The 18239-nt window shown below is 68.4% G+C and carries 17 protein-coding genes; 11 read left to right on the top strand and 6 right to left on the bottom strand.

What is annotated here, in order from left to right; genetic code table 11:
• Positions 1–21: 21 nt before the first annotated feature.
• A complete protein-coding gene (locus tag F1654_RS06765) occupies positions 22–894 on the top strand; it encodes a glycerophosphodiester phosphodiesterase (protein ID WP_150022768.1) in 873 nt (290 codons plus the stop codon).
• A 922-nt stretch (positions 895–1816) separates the two neighbouring features.
• Complete coding sequence (locus F1654_RS06760; protein ID WP_150022767.1) at positions 1817–2029, top strand: hypothetical protein; 213 nt, start codon at positions 1817–1819, stop codon at positions 2027–2029.
• Positions 2030–2097: 68 nt separating this feature from the next.
• Here the strand turns inward: F1654_RS06760 and F1654_RS06755 are convergent, their stop codons facing one another.
• From F1654_RS06755 to F1654_RS06745, 3 genes are all read right to left on the bottom strand, one after another.
• Positions 2098–3045 (bottom strand): tyrosine recombinase XerC, encoded by a 948-nt coding sequence (locus F1654_RS06755; protein WP_150022766.1) that lies wholly within the window; start codon positions 3043–3045, stop codon positions 2098–2100.
• Entirely contained in the window at positions 3030–3734 is a 705-nt protein-coding gene (locus F1654_RS06750; protein ID WP_150022765.1) for a DUF484 family protein, read from the bottom strand. The genes F1654_RS06755 and F1654_RS06750 overlap by 16 nt, the downstream gene beginning before the upstream one ends.
• 68 nt (positions 3735–3802) lie before the next feature.
• Positions 3803–6019 (bottom strand): prolyl oligopeptidase family serine peptidase, encoded by a 2217-nt coding sequence (locus F1654_RS06745; RefSeq protein ID WP_233205177.1) that lies wholly within the window; start codon positions 6017–6019, stop codon positions 3803–3805.
• A 132-nt stretch (positions 6020–6151) separates the two neighbouring features.
• Here F1654_RS06745 and dapF point away from each other — a divergent pair, with 132 nt between their 5' ends.
• The gene (gene dapF / locus F1654_RS06740) at positions 6152–6982 is read left to right on the top strand and encodes a diaminopimelate epimerase (RefSeq protein ID WP_233205176.1); all 831 of its coding nucleotides are present in this window, start codon (positions 6152–6154) and stop codon (positions 6980–6982) included.
• On the opposite strand, the gene F1654_RS06735 is transcribed toward dapF, so the two are convergent.
• Positions 6979–7497 (bottom strand): GNAT family N-acetyltransferase, encoded by a 519-nt coding sequence (locus tag F1654_RS06735; protein WP_150022764.1) that lies wholly within the window; start codon positions 7495–7497, stop codon positions 6979–6981. The genes dapF and F1654_RS06735 overlap by 4 nt on opposite strands.
• Positions 7498–7712: 215 nt before the next feature.
• Between F1654_RS06735 and rpoH the strand changes: the two genes are divergently transcribed.
• Together rpoH and F1654_RS06725 are read left to right on the top strand one after the other, a co-directional pair.
• Entirely contained in the window at positions 7713–8600 is an 888-nt protein-coding gene (gene rpoH, locus F1654_RS06730; RefSeq protein WP_150022763.1) for an RNA polymerase sigma factor RpoH, read from the top strand.
• A 47-nt stretch (positions 8601–8647) separates the two neighbouring features.
• A complete protein-coding gene (locus tag F1654_RS06725) occupies positions 8648–8839 on the top strand; it encodes a hypothetical protein (protein WP_150022762.1) in 192 nt (63 codons plus the stop codon).
• 9 nt (positions 8840–8848) lie between these two features.
• Here F1654_RS06725 and F1654_RS06720 read toward each other — a convergent pair whose 3' ends face one another.
• On the bottom strand, positions 8849–9550 hold the full coding sequence (locus F1654_RS06720) for a lysoplasmalogenase (protein WP_150022761.1): 702 nt from the start codon (positions 9548–9550) through the stop codon (positions 8849–8851).
• Positions 9551–9636: 86 nt separating this feature from the next.
• On the opposite strand from F1654_RS06720, the gene F1654_RS06715 reads away from it, so the two are divergent.
• Positions 9637–10644 carry a DUF481 domain-containing protein gene (locus F1654_RS06715; RefSeq protein WP_150022760.1) on the top strand — a complete coding sequence of 336 codons (1008 nt, stop codon included), beginning with the start codon at positions 9637–9639 and terminating at the stop codon, positions 10642–10644.
• 88 nt (positions 10645–10732) lie between these two features.
• On the opposite strand, the gene F1654_RS06710 is transcribed toward F1654_RS06715, so the two are convergent.
• Positions 10733–11584, bottom strand: coding sequence for a 1-acyl-sn-glycerol-3-phosphate acyltransferase (locus F1654_RS06710; protein ID WP_199200492.1), 852 nt, complete (start codon positions 11582–11584; stop codon positions 10733–10735).
• A 99-nt stretch (positions 11585–11683) separates the two neighbouring features.
• Between F1654_RS06710 and trmB the strand changes: the two genes are divergently transcribed.
• The 5 genes from trmB to infB all read left to right on the top strand — a co-directional run bounded on the left by trmB (position 11684) and on the right by infB (position 18215).
• Complete coding sequence (gene trmB, locus F1654_RS06705; protein ID WP_150022758.1) at positions 11684–12385, top strand: tRNA (guanosine(46)-N7)-methyltransferase TrmB; 702 nt, start codon at positions 11684–11686, stop codon at positions 12383–12385.
• Between the two features lie 128 nt (positions 12386–12513).
• A complete protein-coding gene (rimP, locus tag F1654_RS06700) occupies positions 12514–13062 on the top strand; it encodes a ribosome maturation factor RimP (RefSeq protein ID WP_150022757.1) in 549 nt (182 codons plus the stop codon).
• Positions 13063–13078: 16 nt separating this feature from the next.
• The gene (nusA, locus tag F1654_RS06695; protein WP_150022756.1) at positions 13079–14842 is read left to right on the top strand and encodes a transcription termination factor NusA; all 1764 of its coding nucleotides are present in this window, start codon (positions 13079–13081) and stop codon (positions 14840–14842) included.
• Complete coding sequence (locus F1654_RS06690; RefSeq protein ID WP_150022755.1) at positions 14839–15486, top strand: RNA-binding protein; 648 nt, start codon at positions 14839–14841, stop codon at positions 15484–15486. The genes nusA and F1654_RS06690 overlap by 4 nt, the downstream gene beginning before the upstream one ends.
• A gap of 140 nt (positions 15487–15626) precedes the next feature.
• Positions 15627–18215: a translation initiation factor IF-2 gene (gene infB, locus F1654_RS06685; RefSeq protein ID WP_150022754.1), complete on the top strand. Its 2589-nt coding sequence runs from the start codon at positions 15627–15629 to the stop codon at positions 18213–18215.
• The last annotated feature ends 24 nt before the right edge of the window (positions 18216–18239 follow it).

Genomic DNA, 18239 nt, shown 5'->3' with positions numbered 1-18239 from the left:
AGCCGCCTGCAGGAGCCTGACATGCGTTTCGTCCTCATCCTCATCGCCCTGATCGCGCTTGTCTGGACCGGCGCGGCGTTCTGGCCAGGACCGGGGCCTGTCAGTCATGCCTGGCTGGAGGCGCGCGTGACCGACCGGGCCGAGCGCATCGCCCATGCCGGCGGGCTGAAGCGTGCGCCGGCCAATACGCTCGAAGCCCTCGCCCAGGCGGTGGAGGACGGCGCAGACGTGCTGGAGGTGGACACCCAGATGACCGCCGACGGCGTGTTGGTGCTGATGCATGACGATACGGTGGACCGCACCACCAATGGCTCGGGCCTGGTCTCGGAGCTGACGCTGGAGCAGATCGTCCGGCTGGACGCGGCCTTCGGCTATGCGGGCGAGGACCCGGACCGCTTCATGCGCCAGGGCGTGCGGGTTCCGACCCTGGCCGAGGCGTTTGATGCACACCGCGACATGCGCTGGATCGCCGAGATCAAGCCGGACACGCAAGAGGCGGCGCTGGCCATGTGCCAGACCATCCGCGAGGCGGGCATGGCCGATCGCGTCATGGTGGGCTCGTTTCACGACAACGCCATGGCCCATTTCCGCGAAGCCTGCCCGGAGGTGGCCACCGGCATGGCCTCCAACGAGGCGCTGAGCTTCTACATCGCGGCGCGTGCGGGCGTGGCCGATCTGCACCCGACGCGCGCCCACGCCCTGCAGATTCCGCCGCGCGCTTCGGGGTTGGACGTCACCCACCCGCGCCTGATCGAGGCGGCCCATGCCCGCGGCCTCTTGGTGCAGGTGTGGACCATCAATGACCCGGCCGAGATGGAGGGTCTGATGGCGCGCGGCGTGGACGGCATCATCACCGACCGGGTGGATGTGATGGCCGGGGTTCAGGCCGGCTGATCGCGGTTCGAGCGCGGGCGTGTGAGAATTTTCGCGACATACGGCCGCAGACGTCTCTTATCATTATTATCACCACCCTCCTTCCGCTTCCGCCCTGTCTGCTTGCAGGGCGGTCTGACGCTTCCGGTTCCTAGTTTCATGATGTGTCATGGCGGACGGAGCATACCGCCGCTCGGGGCAGGGGCGGATAACGGGGCCTTTCACCGTTCCGGACAGGCCCCCATCACCAAGCCTGCCTTCCCGGAAGCCGTGAAGCGGCTATCCGGGATCCATCCCCCATAGCTTCCATCCGCTACAGCGGCAGCCGATGACCGGTGGATGGGTCCCGGCTCTCGCTGCGCTCGGCCGGGAAAGCAGTGTTGTGGCATCTGAACCCAAACCTCTCCACCCGCGTTTCCCCGGCGTGCGCCGGGAAAACGCATGAGGGGATTCCGGGCAAATCTTCAGACGTCGGCGCCGCACCCCTCACCTTTATCCTCTCCCCTCAGGGAGGGGAGAGGGGGCTTTGACGCTACGGTCTTTTCGGAAATGCTTGATCCCAAGCCCAAAGGATAAAGCGCGGCGTATATGCCCCCTCTCCCCCATGACCATGGGGGAGAGGATAAAGGTGAGGGGGCGCGGGAGATCACTTAGCCCCCCCCCTCTCTCACCCCGCCCTACCCCGAAAAGCGCCTCTCGGGACCCCATATATTGTGCAGTATACGGTCCTTTTACAGCATATAGCGTCATCAGGCGCGGCGCGTTATAACGGTCTTTATGAAAGATTTATTCGCAAGCGCAGCAGTCCCGGATCGCCTTTATGGCAAGGCAAGTCCGGCCATGCAGGGCGAAAATCAAATTTCCGTATACTGCAAAAAAATTTGACAAGCGCCTCACGCGGTGACACTTTGATGACATCAAAAGCCAGCCCATGGAGGGTGTCATGCCGCGTATCACTGCTATCCTTCTGATCGGCGCCTGGCTGGCCTTCGCCGCCATTGCGCCGCGCTTCCTGACCGGTGAGGTCACGGGGCTGCTTGCGCTGGCCGGCATGGTTGCGACCGTGGCGGTTCTGGCCTTCTCCGGCCATGTCTCCCGCCCCGATCCGCTGTCGCTGAACCTGACGGCCCGCCGGCCGTATTGGGAAACGCGCTGAAGGTCTTTACAGACAGACGCTGAACACGCCCGCGCCCGCAGCCTCACGGCTGCGGGCGTTTGCGCCTCTCAGGCGGAGCGCTTGCGCGCGCGCGGATGGGCGCTGGCGTGCACGCGCATCAGCGCGCCGGCGTCCACATCGGCATAAATCTGGGTGGTCGACAGCGAGGCGTGGCCCAACAGGTCCTGGATGGCGCGCAAATCCCCGCCATGGGCCAGAAGATGGGTGGCGAAGGCGTGGCGCAGGGCGTGGGGCGTGGCGCTGGACGGCAGGCCCAGGCGCGCGCGCAGCGTCTCCATGGCGGTCTGCACCGCGCGCGGACCCAGCGCCCCGCCGCGCACGGCGCGAAACAGCGCCTCATCACGCGCCAGCGGGTAGGGGCAAAGCGCCGCATAGGCCGTAACCGCGTCACGGACCTGATCGAGCACCGGCACGATGCGCATGCGCCCGCCCTTGCCGGCGACCCGCAAAGTGCGCGGCAGGGGATGTTCCGCGCCGGTCAGGGCCAGCGCTTCGGAAATGCGCAATCCGCAGCCATAGAGCAGCGACAGGATCGCGGTATCGCGCGCGGCGATCCAGGCGGGGGCATCGCTCTCGCCGGGCGCGCCGATCAGGGCGCGCGCCGCGCTCTCGCTCACCGGGCGGGGCATGCGCCGGGGCGCCTTGGGCGCCTCCACCAGATGCAGGGCGGGATTGTCCAGCCCCCAGCGCCGCCTGGCGTAATGAAAGAAGCTGCGCGCTGCAGACAGGCCGCGCTGGAGCGTGCGCACGCCGCAGCCCTCGCGCCGCCGCGCGGCGAGCCAGGCCCGCCAGTCGGCGGCTTCCAGTCCAGCCAGCGCGCCCAGCGTCACCGGACCGCCCAGATGGCCGCCGAGAAATTCAAGAAGGCCCGCCACGTCGCGGCCATAGGCGTCCAGCGTGCGCGCGGCCAGCCGGCGCTCGCCCGACAGATGATCGAGCCAGGCGGGCAGCGCCGCCTGCGCGCTGAAAGAGGGATCGCTCAGTCCGCCAGCCATGGCGTGATCCGCCGCTCCAGCACCCGGGCGAAGACATGCAACAGGTCGGCGCCCTGATCGGGGGTGAAGGCGCGCGCATCGCGTGCGGCCAGGCACAGCACGGCGGGACGCCGGGCCAGCTCAAGGCGCACCAGCGCTTCGGAGCGCAACCCGCTGGCGCGCGCCTCGTAAAGGGCGCTGGCGAAGCGCTCATCCACCGGCCCCAGGCGCTCGGCGCGCTTGCCCAGAAGCGCATCGGTCAGTTCCGGCGAGCAGGCGCGTATGGCCTGGCCGCCCGGCAGGGGATCGGCGCCCTCGATGAAGATGCGGATGATGTCCACGCTCAGCGCGCCGGCGGCCCGTCCCGAAAGCTTGCGGTCCAGCGCAGACAGGCTCTCGGCCTCCAGCACCGCCAGGATCGCGGCATGGGTCTGGGCCTGGGCGGCGAGATTGGCCTTGGCCAGGGCGATGAGGGCGGCGTTGGTGGCGCGCGCGCGGGCCAGTTCGGCGTCCAGCCGCTTGCGCGCATGGGCGCCCAGATCCACCACGCCGGACGCCGAGACCGCCTCATGCACCCGCGCCAGCAGATCGGGGTCGCCCGCAATCACTTCGGGATGCTGGCGCAGCCATGCGCGCAATTCGTCCAGAGCCCCGGCCTCGCCGGCGTGCGGGTCCGGATGGGGCGATTGCGGCGGACGGGTTTCGAACATGACGGGCGGCCCGGGTCGGGAGAGGAGATTGTCCGCTCCAGTCCTAGGCCGCCCGGCTTGCTTCAGGGTTAACGCTCTTGCGTTTCGCCCGCTGTGCGATCCATCAGCGTCTGCATCAGGAAGGTATATTCCAGCGAGACGCGCTTGGCCGCTTCGGCCAGATTGGCCGCCGCCGAATGACCGCCCTCGATGTTCTCGTAATAGAGCATCTCGTGGCCCAGGGCATCGAGCAGGAAGGCCAGCTTGCGCGCATGGCCGGGATGGACCCGGTCATCCTTGGTCGAGGTCAGGATGAAGATGGGCGGATAGTCGCCGTCCGTCTCCACGTTATGCACCGGCGAGATGGAGCGCAGGAAGGCGCGCTCGTCCTCATTTTCGTCGGGGAAGCCGTACTCGTCCTGCCAGCTGGCGCCGGCCAGCAGCAGGTGGAAGCGCATCATGTCCAGCAGCGGCACCTGGCTGATCACCGCGCCCCACAGATCGGGACGCTGCACATACATCACCCCGGTCAGCAGCCCGCCATTGGACCCGCCCATCACGCCCAGCTGGGGCGCGGTGGTCTCGCCGGTGCGGATCAGGTCCTCGGCCACGGCGATCAGGTCGTCGAAAATGCGCTGGCGGTTGGTGCGCAGGCCCGCCTGGTGCCAGGCCGGGCCGAACTCGCCCCCGCCGCGGATATTGGCCAGCACGTATGTGCCGCCGTTTTCCAGCCAGGACCGGCCCATGACGCCCGAATAGGACGGGTTCATGGATACCTGGAAGCCGCCATAGGCGTAGAGCAGGGTGGGCTGCGGGCCGTCAGTCCCGGCGCTGCGCACGATGAAATACGGGATCATGGTCCCGTCCGCGCTGCGCGCCTGGCGCTGCTCGACGATCATGCCCTCGGCGTCAAACCAGGCCGGGGCGGACATGGCCGGCTCCAGCGTCAGTTCTCCGGTGACCCGGTAGAGGGTCTCAGGCGTCAGGAAGCCCGAGACATTGACATAGGCCAGATCGCTCTGGTCATCGGCGGTGATGATGGAGATGGAGGCGTTTTGCGGCGCCTCGACCGGCTGGCTGGTCCATCCGCCATCATGATAGGTGAAGGCTTCCAGCTGGCTGACCACATTGTCATTGATCACCATGAGCAGGTGATTGGCCGTCGCCGCCACCGAGCCGACCGACTGGCGGGAGTCCGGCACGAACACCGTCTTGACCTCGGGCAGTTCGCCCGTTTCAGCCAGCGCGGCCATGTCCAGCGACAGCGCCGCGCCCGCCGGATAGGTCGGTCCGCCCTCCACCGGCGCCCAGTCTTCTTCGGTGGTGAAGATCATCTGGCCGTCAAACAGCGCCTGGGGCGTGGACTTGCGCGGCAGGGGCAGGGCGATGGGCTCGCTCTGCGCATTATCCGGGAGCAGCCAGTAGACGCCCTCGAAGAAGCTTTCGCGCTGGATGGCGACGAAATAGGCGGTTCCGTCGGCCTGCTCGAACCGGGCCGGCCACACGCCCACATCGGAGGCCTGGCCGGAGAATACCGTCTCGGCCTCCTCGATGGGGGTTCCGCGCGTCCAGCGCTTCACGGCGAAGGGATAGCCCGATGTGGTGGTTTCATCCGGGTCCAGCGCCGTGGCGATGAGCAGGGTGTTCTCGTCAATCCAGGCCGAGGAGCCCTTGGTCTGCGGGATGACGAAGCCGTCCTCGACAAAGGCGCGCGCCTCCACGTCGAACTCGCGGCGCACCGAGGCGTCCGAGCCGCCGTCTGACAGGGTCAGCATGCACAGCCGGTAATCGGGCCCCAGGCAGCTCGACCCGCCCCACACCCAGTTTTTCTCTTCAGCGGCCGCCAGCGCGTCCACGTCCAGCACCACGTCCCATTGCGGCGTTCCCGACGCGTAGCTCTCCACCGTGGTCTTGCGCCACAGGCCATGCCGGTTCTGCGCATCGCGCCAGAAATTCCACAGCTCGCCGCCGCGCACGCCCACATAGGGGATGCGGTCGGTGCTCTCGAGCACTTCCAGCGCCCGGTCATGGAGCGTCTGGTAGCGCGGATCGGACTGCAATTGCGCCAGCGCGCGCTCGTTCTGCAAACGCGCGAAGCCCAGCGCGTCCTCGCCCTCGACCTCTTCGAGCCATTCGAGATGCTCCTCGCCGGCCTGGATGGCGGCGTTCAGCGCCGCCCCGCTCAGATCTTCTTCCACAACCAGGCCGTCGGTCTCGTTCACAGGCGCGTCCTCTCCATTGGGCGTACAGGCCGCCAGCCCGATCATGGCGGCGGCGGCAGTGAGGCTCATTCCCCAGCGGCGCATCAGATCTCCTCCCCGGTAAATCATGGTCAGGCATTCAACCGCGCCGGGCGCGCCCCGTCAAAGCAGCTTGCATTACAAACTCACACCTGCGCGCGATTGCGCGGCGCGCCCTGGCGGCGTAAGCCTTGCGCCATGAAAGCCTGGGCCATGAACGGGGCGGGCAACGCCTTCATCCTGATCGACGCGCGCGGGGCGCCTGCGCCGCTGGCGCCGGCCCCGGACGCCGTGCTGGCGCTGGCTGAAAGCCATGCCTTCGATCAATTGCTGGCGCTGGAGGCCGATGAGGGCGCCGATGCGCGCCTGAGGGTCTGGAACCGCGATGGCGGCGAGGTGGGCGCCTGCGGCAATGGCACGCGCGCCGCAGCCTGGCTGATGTTTCAGGAAAGCGGCGCGGACCGGCTGGCCCTGGCTTCAGCGGGCGGGCCGATGGCCGCGCGCCGGCGTTCAGATGGCGGAGCGGAGGTCGATCTCGGCCCGGCGCGGCTGGACTGGCGCGAGATTCCGCTGGCGCGCCAGATGGATACGGTGCGCCTGGATTATGGGGTGGATCTGCCCGGCGGCGGGCGGCTGGAGGGCCCGGGCGCGGTGTCCATGGGCAATCCCCATGCGGTGTTCTTCGTGGACGATCCGGACGCCCTGCCGCTCCATGAGATCGGCCCGCGCATCGAGCACGACCGGCTGTTTCCTGAACGCGTCAATGCCGGCTTCGCTGCTGTCCTGGGGCCGGATCTGATCCGGCTGAAGGTCTGGGAGCGCGGCGCCGGCCTGACCCAGGCCTGCGGCACGGGCGCGGCGGCCGCCCTGGTGGCGGCCTGCCGTCAGGGCCGGATCGGGCGCCAGGCGGTGATCCGGGCCGATGGCGGCGATCTGCCCGTGCGCTGGAGCGCGGACGGTCATGTGCATCTGGCCGGCCCGGTGGTGCTGGAGGGCGCCGTGAAATTGCCCTCCGGTTTCGGGGGCTAGATGTCCCGCGCCATCACCCAGTCGCAATAGACCCGCCCGCCCACGTCAAACTCGCGCTCGCCGGCCTGATGAAAGCCCTGGGCCTTGTAAAACGCGATGGCGCGCTCATTGCCCTGATACACGCCCAGCAGCATGCGTGAGCGCCCGGCGGCGCGGGCATGGGCCAGGCCGTGTTCAAGCAATCTGAGGCCCAGCCCCGTGCGCTGCAGGCGCGAGAGCACATAGATGCGCTTCATCTCGATATCGCCCGGACGGGTCTCCACCGGCAGGCCGGGCGGGGCGAGATGAAGATAGCCCACCGGCGCGCCGCCGGGCGCAGCTTCAGCGATCCACAGTGCCTGGGCCGGATCGGCCAGCGCAGCGGCGTAGACCTGCGGCGTGTGGCGCTCAAAGCAGTGGCGCACGATGGCCGCGCCGTCCACCACGCCGGCATAGCTGTCGAGAAACGTCGCCGCCCCGGCCAGCGCCAGCGCACGCTCGTCCCCTGGCTCCGCCTGTCTGACCAGTACGCTCATAACCCGCCGATAGGACGCGCGCGCCCGGGCGGCAAGTCTTTCTTTGCCGGGCGCGCCCTTAATTCCGTCGAGATTTTGTGTTGCAGTGCACCGTGACGCCGCAGGCAGGGGGCGAAGAGCTTTCGCACGCCGCCCCCTCGCATACCGGCGCAAGGACGCCTACATGGCCCGGACGCGCTTGTTAGAACGCCGCGCCTTGGGACGGGGAGAACGCCATGGCCAATGCCTCAATGATCGCCATCACGCCCGAAGGCGGGCTGTCGCGCTATCTGGCTGAAATCCGCAAATTTCCCATGCTGGGCAAGGACGAGGAGTTCATGCTGGCCAAGCGCTGGCAGGAGCACCAGGACACCGAGGCCGCCCACAAGCTGGTCACCTCCCATCTGCGCCTGGTGGCCAAGATCGCCATGGGCTACCGGGGCTATGGCCTGCCCATCGCCGAGGTGATCTCGGAGGGCAATGTGGGCCTGATGCAAGCGGTCAAGAAATTCGATCCGGACAAGGGCTTCCGCCTGTCCACCTACGCCATGTGGTGGGTGCGCGCGGCCATCCAGGAATACATTCTGCGCTCCTGGTCGCTGGTGAAAATGGGCACCACGGCGGCCCAGAAAAAGCTGTTCTTCAATCTGCGCCGCATGAAGAGCCAGATGCAGGCGCTCGAAGACGGCGATTTGCGCCCTGAACAGGTCGAGCATATCGCCACCAAGCTGGGCGTCACCGATGACGAGGTGATCTCCATGAACCGGCGCCTGTCCGGCCCGGACGCCTCGCTCAATGCCCCGCTGCGCGGCGATGGCGAGAGCGAATGGCAGGACTGGCTGGCCGACGATACGGCCAGCGACGCCGAGGAGGATCTGGCCGAAAGCGACGAGTTCGATACCCGCATGACCCTGTTGCAGGAGGCCATGGGCGGGCTGAACGAGCGTGAGCGCCACATCATCCAGGAGCGCCGCCTGACCGAAGAGCCCAAGACGCTCGAGGAGCTGGCCGAGGTCTACAGCGTCAGCCGCGAACGCATCCGCCAGATCGAGGTGCGCGCGTTCGAAAAGCTGCAGGCCGAAATGAAGCGCCTGGCCGGCGAGCGTGGCCTGATGCCGGCTTAGGCGGGAGCCGTCGGGCCAGAGACAAGGACAGCTCAGGAGAAGCGATCATGCCCCTGACCCGTGATTTCAAGGCGACGGTCCAGGCCCGCGCCGCGCGTGACCTGCAGTATCGAACCGCGCTGTGCGCAGAGGCGCAAGAGGCTCTGGTGGAGGGCGATATCGCCACGGCCAAATCCCTGCTGCGTGATGTCGCAAGCGCCATGGCGGCGCCTGGGTGGACGGAGCAAACCCGGGCCTGAATCCCGGCGCTATGCGCTCGCAGCCCCCATCCGCTTCATCCGCACGATCCCCACCGCCAGCGCGACCTGCGCGCCGTAATACAGGATCCAGATCATCGCCGCGGGCCAGTCAAAGCCGTCGGGCTGCAGGGTTCCGCCGAACCAGCGCGCGGCGATGATGGCGTCCGAGGCGATGAAGACCAGCGCGCCGATGAGGATGAGGCGCGGGCCTTTGACGAAGCCGGCCAGGATCGCCATGGCCAGGATGATCCCCAGATAGGCGCTGGCCGGGGCGGCCAGCTCGCCCATGCCCGGTCTCAGCCAGATCAGCATCACCGCGCCGAACACCGCCAGCCCCGCTGCAACCGCCAGCCCGGAGGGGCGCCAGCCGCGCTGGATGATCGCCAGTGCGAAGATCACGCCATAGAGAATGTGGGCGGCGGCGAAGAAGGCGATGCCCGCCTCGCGCTCGGGCGGGGTCAGGGCGAGCGCGAAATCGCCCCCCGCCGAGGCCAGCAAGGCCAGCGCCAGCAGGGGCGCGCGCGAGAACCCGGCATAGGCCGCCAGCAGCACGATGGAGAGCGCCTTGGTGATGGCCAGCAGACCCGAGGTTGAGGCGGTGAATGTGTCCAGCCCGAAATAGATCATTGAGGTGATCAGCGAGACGGCCAGATAGACCGGTCCGGCCCAGTCAGGGATCAGCGGTTCGCTCTCGGCGTAGCGGTCGGTCAATGTCAGGCTCCCGGTTACGTTCACGGCCCATAAAGGGTAGGAGTTTTTAACCGGGGGGAAAACCGACACGTCCACAGGGGAATTCCATGCGCGCCCTTTTCGCCGCCAGCCCGCTGGCGATCGCCCTGTCCGCTGCAGCACTCGCCGATGCGCCGCGCCTGCCCGACAGCCTTTATACACTGCTCGGCGCGGCTCATGAGACCGGCGATGCGGAGGTGTTCGCCCAGGCCGTGCGCCTGATCGCCCTGACCCAGGAGCCTGAAGTGGTGGCCGCTGGCGCTGATGCGCTGTCTGCGCAGGCGGGCGCCAGGGCGCGCGCGGCGCTGGGGCTGGAGCTGATGGCGGTGGAAGCCGTCACCGGCGAAGCCCTTGAGGACGCCGGGCCGGATGATGACGAGGCGGAGGAGCCGGCCGGCCCTGTCAGCCGCGCCATCGGATTTGTCGCCAATGGCAAGCTGGAGCACTGGAGCGGGCGCGTGCGCGCCGGGCTGCGCTATGACACCGGCAATGTGGAGCGCGAGGATTACACCTTCGGCCTGCAGGTCACCCGAGCTCTGGCCGGCTGGGGGTTTGAAGGCGCGATCGACTATAATTATTCCGAGATCGACTCGCGCGTGGGCCGTGACGAGCTGATCGCCCGGGCGCGCGGCGAGCGCGAGCGGGGCGAGCGCTGGACCAATTTCATCGATACGCGCTACGAGCAGGACCAGCTGTCGGGCTTTGACTGGAAGGCGTTCGCAGGCGGCGGGCTCGGCTACCGGGTCTATGCGCGCGATGATCTGGCCTGGACGCTGCGTGCGGCCCCGGGCGCGCGCTGGACCAAGGATGTGACCGGTGATGTGGATACCTTCGCCGCCTTTGACCTGGGCTCGGAATTCCAGGCGAGCCTGACCGATGCGGTGCGTTTCACCGCCAACACCAATCTTTTGTTCTCCGAACGCTCACAGGCCGACCAGGTGCTGGCGCTGAACACGGCGCTGGGGGCGGTGTGGTCGGTGGAGCTGCGATACCGTTACCGCCACCAGTTCAATCCCGAGCCGGGCTTCCAGAGCAATGACAGCCGCGCCGATGTGGCGCTGGTGCGCGAGTTTTAGAGCGCAATCGGCAAAAGTGGGAACCGGTTTTCGGACTAAATTGCGCTGCAGATCATAGACTTGGAGCGTGTGGCCTGACGCTGTCAGGTCAGATCACGTTCCAGGGCTTGCCCCAGGCCAGCGCCTCGCTGAGCGCGCGCATATGGGCCGCCGCTGCCGCGTCCTGTCCGGGCAGGGCGCGCGAGGGCAGGGGTTCGCCAAACTCAAGCCGGTAGCGCTTGTTCTTCTGGGCCATGAAGGCGTGAAACACCGTCATGTCGCGCAGCTCGGTGCTGATCAATGACAGGGCGTAATACAAAAGCGGCATGCGCTGGCGCACGCCCAGCGGCACGGCGGGCGCGTCGAACCGGCGGGCCAGCGAGATGAAGGCCGGCGCCCAGTCCGGCTCGGCCAGGCGGCGCTGGCGCCAGCTCCAGTGCGCCATGCGCCCGGCCGGAAACACCACCACGCAGCGTCCGGCGTTCAGCGCCTCCATGGCCGCGCGCAGCGTGTCGCGCGCGCTGGTGCGGTCGCGGGCCATGGGCCGCCATTCCACCGGGATGACGCGCGAGACCAGGCCCGGCGCCACGCGCAGCGCGTCGCGGTTGGCGAAGAAGATCAGATCGGGCCGGCGGGCCTTGAGCGCCTGCCAGGCCGCCACCCCGTCGGGCACGCCGCCGGGATGATTGGACGAGATCATGACCGGGCCGCTTTCGGGCACATGCTCCAGCCCGCTCACCTCGACGCGCAGGGACAGATAGTCCTGCGCCCAGTCCATCACCGCTGCGCCCTCCAGCTCGCGCAGGGCGCGGGCCATTTCCACCGCCCGCTCATAGCCCAGCAGGGGCAGGCCCAGCGCGCGCACCAGCGCCCAGACGCGCGGACGGGCGCGCAGGCGCGGGGCGCGCTCATCGATCAGCGCGTCCACCACAGCGCGGGCAGGATCAGGAGGCAGGGCCATGGATATATCCAGAGCGCGCGCCGGGCGCGCATGCAAGGGGCCTTTCACGCATGCGCAGCGCTGGTCAGGACAGGCGCGCCGCGTTACATCCTGCGCGCCATGACACCGCCCGCCCCTCCCCAGCCCCATCCCAAGGCCGGCGCCCGCCGGCTCTATGGCCGCGCCAAGGGCCATCCCCTGACCGCGCGCCAGCAGGATCTGGTCGACCGGCTCGGCCCGTCCATGGCCTGGCCCGATGAAGGCGTGATCAATCCCGCAGACCTTCTGCCCGGCTGTCAGGATCATGTGCTGGAGATCGGCTTTGGCGCGGCGGAACACCTGATCGGCCAGGCGCAGCGCAGTCCGGGTGCGGGGTTTGTCGGGATCGAGCCCTTCCTCAACGGCGTCGCCAAGGCGCTGGCGGGCATCGAGGACCACGGGCTCGCCAATGTGCGGGTCAAACGCGCCGATGCGCGCGAGGAGATGGAGCGCATGCCAGACGGCGCCTTTGCGCGCATCTTCCTGCTCTTCCCCGATCCCTGGCCCAAGTCCCGCCACGCCAAGCGGCGCTTCGTGCAGGCCGATACCGCGCGCCAGCTGGCCCGTCTGCTACAGCCCGGCGGCCGGCTGCGCGTGGCCACCGATGTACGCGCCTATGCCGACCATGCCTTGCCCATATTGATGGAAACGCCGGGCCTCGCCTGGCGCGCCGATGGCCCGGGCAGCTGGCGTCAGAACCCCGCCGATCACATCATCACCCGCTACCAGTCCAAACGCCTGGGCGATATCGCGCCGGTATTCATGGAGTTTGAGCGGGTGTGAGCCATTGCGCCCGCCCGCCCGGTCGCGTATATACCCCTTCAACAAGTTCGATACGCCGGATGGCGCGATCGGGCGGCTCGGGTGACCGGGCCGCCCTTTTCGTTACCGGCGCTGGCCAGGAGCCGCCCTTGAAGACCCGCTCGCCCCAGGACGCGCGCATTCTGTCTCTCGCCGAGCCCATCGCCGACGGGCTGGGGCTGGAGATCGTGCGCGTGCGGGTGACCGGCGGCAAGAAGACGGTGTGCCAGATCATGGCCGAGCGCGGCGATGGCGAGATCACGGTGGCCGATTGCGCGCGCCTGTCGCGCGGCCTGTCGGACCTGCTGGAGCAGGCCGATCCCATCGCGGGCGAGTATGACCTGGAGGTCTCCTCGCCGGGCATTGACCGGCCGCTGACGGCGCTGGCCCATTTCGCCCGCTGGGAGGGCTATGAGGCCAAGCTTGAGCTGGACCGGCTGGTGGAGGGGCGCAAGCGCTTCCGCGGCGTGCTGGCCGGCGTGGAGGACGACAGCGTGCTCATCGACCTGGCCGGCGAGGACGAGACCGCCGTCATACCGTTCGACTGGATCGCCGACGCCAAGCTCGTCCTGACCGACGCGCTGCTGGCTGAAAGCCTCAAGGGCCGCAAGCCCGCCCCTGGCGCAGAGGATGCGCCGTCTGACGAAGATCAACCCTGACAAAGGAAAAGTGACCATGGCTATCGGGGTCAGCGCCAACAAGCTGGAAATCCTGCAGATCGCCCGCGCGGTGGCGCAGGAGAAGATGATCGACGAGATGATCGTCCTGGAGGCCATTGAAGAGGCCATCCAGAAGGCGGCCCGCTCGCGCTATGGCGCGGAGCTGGATATCCACTGCAAGATCAATCCCAAGACCGGCGAGATGCGCCTGACCAGCCGCACCAGCGTGGTCGAGGAGGTCGAGAACGAGGCCCACGAGCTGACCCTCGAACAGGCCCGCCGCCGCGACCCGGAAGCCGAGATCGGCACGGTCTATGAAGAAGAGCTGCCGCCCATCGAGTTCGGCCGCGTCGCCTCCCAGACCGCCAAGCAGGTGATCACCCAGAAGGTCCGCGAGGCCGAGCGCCAGCGCCAGTACGAAGAGTACAAGGACCGCGTGGGCGAGATCGTCAACGGCATCGTCAAGCGCGTCGAGTACGGCAACGCCATCATCGATCTGGGCAAGGCCGAGGGCATTATCCGGCGCGCCGACGGCATTCCGCGCGAGGCGCTGCAGAACAATGACCGGGTGCGCGCCTATATCTATGACGTGCGCCCCGAAGTGCGCGGGCCGCAGATCTTCCTGTCGCGCGCCCATCCCGACTTCATGGCCGCCCTGTTCGCCCAGGAAGTGCCCGAGGTCTATGAGGGCGTGATCGAGATCCCGCGCGTGGCGCGCGATCCGGGCAGCCGGGCCAAGATCGCCGTCATCTCCAATGACAGCTCCATCGATCCGGTGGGCGCGTGCGTGGGCATGCGCGGCTCGCGCGTGCAGGCCGTGGTCAACGAGCTGGCCGGCGAGAAGATCGACATCATCCCGTTCAACCCGGACCCGGCCACCTTCATCGTCAACGCGCTGCAGCCCGCCGAGGTCACCAAGGTGGTGCTCGACGAGGAAGCCACGCGCATCGAGGTGGTGGTGCCCGACGATCAGCTTTCGCTGGCCATCGGCCGCCGCGGCCAGAATGTGCGCCTGGCCAGCCAGCTCACCGGCTGGTCCATCGACATCCTGACCGAGGTCGAGGAATCCGAGCGCCGTCAGAAAGAGTTCGCCACGCGCACCGCCCTGTTCATGGAAGGGCTGGATGTGGACGAGGTGATCGCCCAGCTCTTGGCCACTGAAGGCTTCGCCGAGATGGAGGACATCGCCTGGGCCGAGCTCGACGAGATCGCGGTGATCGAGGGCTTTGACGACGCCACGGCGGCGGAAATCCAGACCCGCGCGCGCGAATGGCTGGAGCGCCAGGCCGCCGAGCAGGACGCCCGCCGCACCGAGCTGGGCGTTGAGGACGGCCTGTTGGAGATCGAGGGCGTGACCTTGCCGCTGGCCGTGCGCCTGGGCGAGAATGGCGTGAAATCGGTCGAGGATCTGGCCGGTCTCACCCCGGACGATCTGCGCGGCTGGTACGAGACCCGCGACGGCGAGCGCGTGCGCGAGCCGGGCATGCTGGACGGCATGGATGTGGACGGCGCCGAGGCCGAAGCCCTGATCATGCGCGCGCGCGTGGCGGCGGGCTGGATCGAGGCGGACGCGCTGGAGCCTGAAGCCGAAGAGGTTCAGGAAACCGATGAGGCCGAAGACGCCGTGGCGCAGGACGATGCGGCGGGCGAGGCGCTGGACGATCTCGACCTGTCCGATCTTGAGGCCGAGGCGGCCCGTCTGGGCGTGGACCTGACCGAGCTGCTGGACACGGGCGGTGACGAGGCGGACTCTGGCGCGGAGGAAGACGGCAAGCGGTGAGCCGGGGCGCAAGGACGGGCCGGGTGAAGGCGGTGCGCGAGCGCCGCTGCGCCGCCACCGGAGAGGTGCTCGGCGAAGCGGCCCTGTTGCGCGTGGCGCTGGCGCCGGACGGGAGCCTGGTTCCCGATATCGCCGCCCGCCTGCCGGGCCGGGGCGCCTGGGTGAAGGCGGACCGGGAGAGTGTGGAGCTGGCGGTGCGCCGCAAGGCGTTTCACCGCGCCTTCGGCCAGCCGGTGGAGGTCCCTGAAGACCTCGCCGGCGCGTTCGAGGCGCAGCTTGAAGCGCGCGCCTTGTCAGTTCTGGGCCTCGCCAGGCGCGCAGGACGGCTCGCAATGGGGTATGATGCGGTTCGCCTCGCCCTGCAGAAGGGCCCCGATCCGGCCCTGCGCATCGAGGCGGCGGACGGTTCGGCGGACGGGCGCGGCAAGCTGGACGCGCTGGCGCGCGCCGCCCGTCCGGGCCTGGCCACGGTGTCCTGCTTCAGCGCCGAGGCGCTGGGCCAGGCGCTGGGACGCACAGGACTGGTGCATGCGCTTCTGGCCCAGGGGCCCGAGGCGCAGGCCTTTAAGGCGGTGGCGGGCAAACTCGCCGGCTTCCGCCCTCTGGACCCTGCCGGGAATGCGGCAGGCGCACAGAACGGTTGATCCGCCGGGCAGGGCGGCTAGTTTAGCGGGCCTTCGGGCGGGGCGGTGATCGCTCCGGCGGGCGGACCCAGATGCATATGACGGCGGACAGCTCGCGGCGGCTGTCCGGCGCCTCTCACGACTGCCGCGCAAGGACGCTTATGAGCGACGCTGACGAACGCAACACCTCGGGCCGCAAACCTCTGTCACTGGGGGGCGGCTCCACGCCGTCCGGAACGGTGCGCCAGAGCTTTCCGCGCGGGCGCCAGAAGGCCGTCGTGGTGGAGAAGAAACGCAAGCGCCCCGGCGCGCCCGGCGGCAAGGACGCCCCTGCGTCCGCCGGCAAGGACGGCGCCAAGCCCGCTTTGTCCGACAAGGAGCGCGCGCGCGCCCTGCTGGCCGCCAAGGCCAAGCAGCTGGGCCTGTCAGAGGAAGAACTGCTCAAGCGCCAGGCCGCGATCCAGCGCGCCCGCGCCGAGCAGGACGCCCGCGAAGAGAAAAAGCGCGCCGAGGAAGAAGATCGCACGCGCCGTCAGGCCGACGAGCTGCGCGCCCTGGAAGAACAGCGCCAGCGCGAGGAGGACGAGCGCAAGGCCCGCGAAGAGGCTGAACGCCGCCGCAAGGCCGAGGCCGAAGCGCCCGCGCGCAGCGAACCCGAGGCGCCGGTGGAACCGGATCCGGCGATGCCGCCTGAGCCTTCCCTGAAGCCCCAGCGCAAGGCGGACAAGCCGCGCGAACGCGGCGCCAGTGACGACGCCGCCGACATGCTCAGCAAGATGGGCGGGCGCATCAAGGAGAAGAAAGCCGAGCCGGCTGAAAAGACCGGCGGCGGGCGCGGACGCGAGGGCCGCCGCCATGCCGGCAAGCTGACGCTGCAGAATATCGAGGAAGGCGATGAGGGCCGCCAGCGCTCCCTGGCCTCCATCCGCCGCGCGCGCGAGCGTGAGAAAATGCGCCGCGCCCAGCAGGGCCAGGGCCGCGAGAAGGTCTCGCGCGAAGTGGTGGTGCCCGAGGCGATCACCGTCCAGGATCTCGCCCAGCGCATGGCCGAGCGCGCTGCGGACGTGGTCAAATATCTCATGACCCAGGGCCAGATGGTCCGGGCCAATGACGTGATCGACGCCGACACCGCCGAGCTGATCGTCGAGGAGTTCGGCCACACCGTGAAGCGGGTGTCGGAATCCGACGTGGAGCTGGGCTTCATCTCGGCCGAGGATGATGACGGCGCCAAGAAGCCGCGCCCGCCGGTGGTCACCGTCATGGGCCATGTGGACCACGGCAAGACCTCGCTGCTGGACGCGTTGCGCCAGACCGATGTGGCCGCCGGTGAGGCCGGGGGCATCACCCAGCATATCGGCGCCTATCAGGTGCAGCTGAAAACCGGCGACCGCATCACCTTCCTGGATACGCCCGGTCACGCGGCGTTCTCCTCGATGCGTGCGCGCGGCGCCCAGGCGACCGATATCGTCATCCTGGTGGTGGCCGCCGATGACGGCGTCATGCCCCAGACCATCGAGGCGATCAAACACGCCAAGGCCGCAGGCGTGCCGATCATCGTGGCCGTCAACAAGATCGACAAGCCCGACGCCACCCCGGACAAGGTGCTGCAGGAATTGCTCCAGCACGAGGTGTTCGTGGAATCCATGGGCGGCGACGTGCAGTCGGTGAATGTGTCGGCGACCAAGAAAACCGGTCTCGACGAGTTGACCGAGGCGATCACCCTGCAATCGGAGCTTCTGGAGCTGAAAGCCAATCCGGACCGCTCCGCCGAGGGCGTGGTGATCGAATCCCAGATCGACAAGGGCCGCGGCCCCGTGGCCACCGTGCTGGTCAAGCGCGGTACGCTGAAGCGCGGCGATATCGTCGTGGCCGGCGCCCAGTGGGGCAAGGTGCGCGCCCTGGTCAATGAGCGCGGCCAGCAGATGAAGGACGCCGGTCCGTCCCTTCCCGCCGAGATTCTCGGTCTGGACGGCGCGCCCGAGCCGGGCGAGGTGTTCGCCGTGGTGGAGACCGAGGCGCGCGCGCGCGAACTGGTCGCCTACCGCCAGCGCATGGTGCGTGACCGCTCTGCGGCCGCGCGCACGGGCATGGGCGCCTCGCTCGAGCAGATGATGGCCCGCCTGCAGCAGGCTGAGGTCTCCGAGATGCCCATGCTGGTCAAGTCCGACGTGCAAGGCTCGGCCGAGGCCATTGGCGGCGCCATGGACAAGCTGGGCAATGAGGAAGTGCGCGCGCGCGTCATTCACTCCGCCCCGGGCGGCGTGTCTGAAAGCGATGTGCTGCTGGCGCGCGCCTCGGGCGCGCCGATCTTCGCGTTCAATGTGCGCGCCAACAAGCAGGCGCGCGAACTGGCCGAGCGCGAAGGCGTGGAGATCCGCTATTACTCGGTGATCTACGACCTGATCGACGATGTGAAGGCGACGCTGGAAGGCATGCTGGCGCCGGAGAAGCGCGAGACCTTCATCGGTTACGCCGAGATCCTGGAAGTCTTCTCCATCACCAAGGTGGGCAAGGTGGCTGGGTGCCGCGTCACCGAAGGCGTGGTCAAGCGCGGCTGCGGCGTGCGCCTGCTGCGCGACGACACGGTGCTTCACGAAGGCAAGCTGTCCACCCTCAAGCGCTTCAAGGACGAGGTCCCCGAAGTGCGCGCGGGCACCGAGTGCGGCATGGCCTTCGAGAAATACGAGGACATCCAGGTCGGCGACCAGATCGAGTGCTTCCAGGTCGAGGAGGTCAAGCGCTCGCTCTAGGGCGGGACGGCTTGGCGGAAGGAC

Origin of the sequence: Alkalicaulis satelles (genome assembly GCF_008630495.1) — a bacterium.
Lineage (GTDB): Bacteria > Pseudomonadota > Alphaproteobacteria > Caulobacterales > Maricaulaceae > Oceanicaulis > Oceanicaulis satelles.
This window is presented reverse-complemented; position numbering and strand designations above follow the sequence as displayed.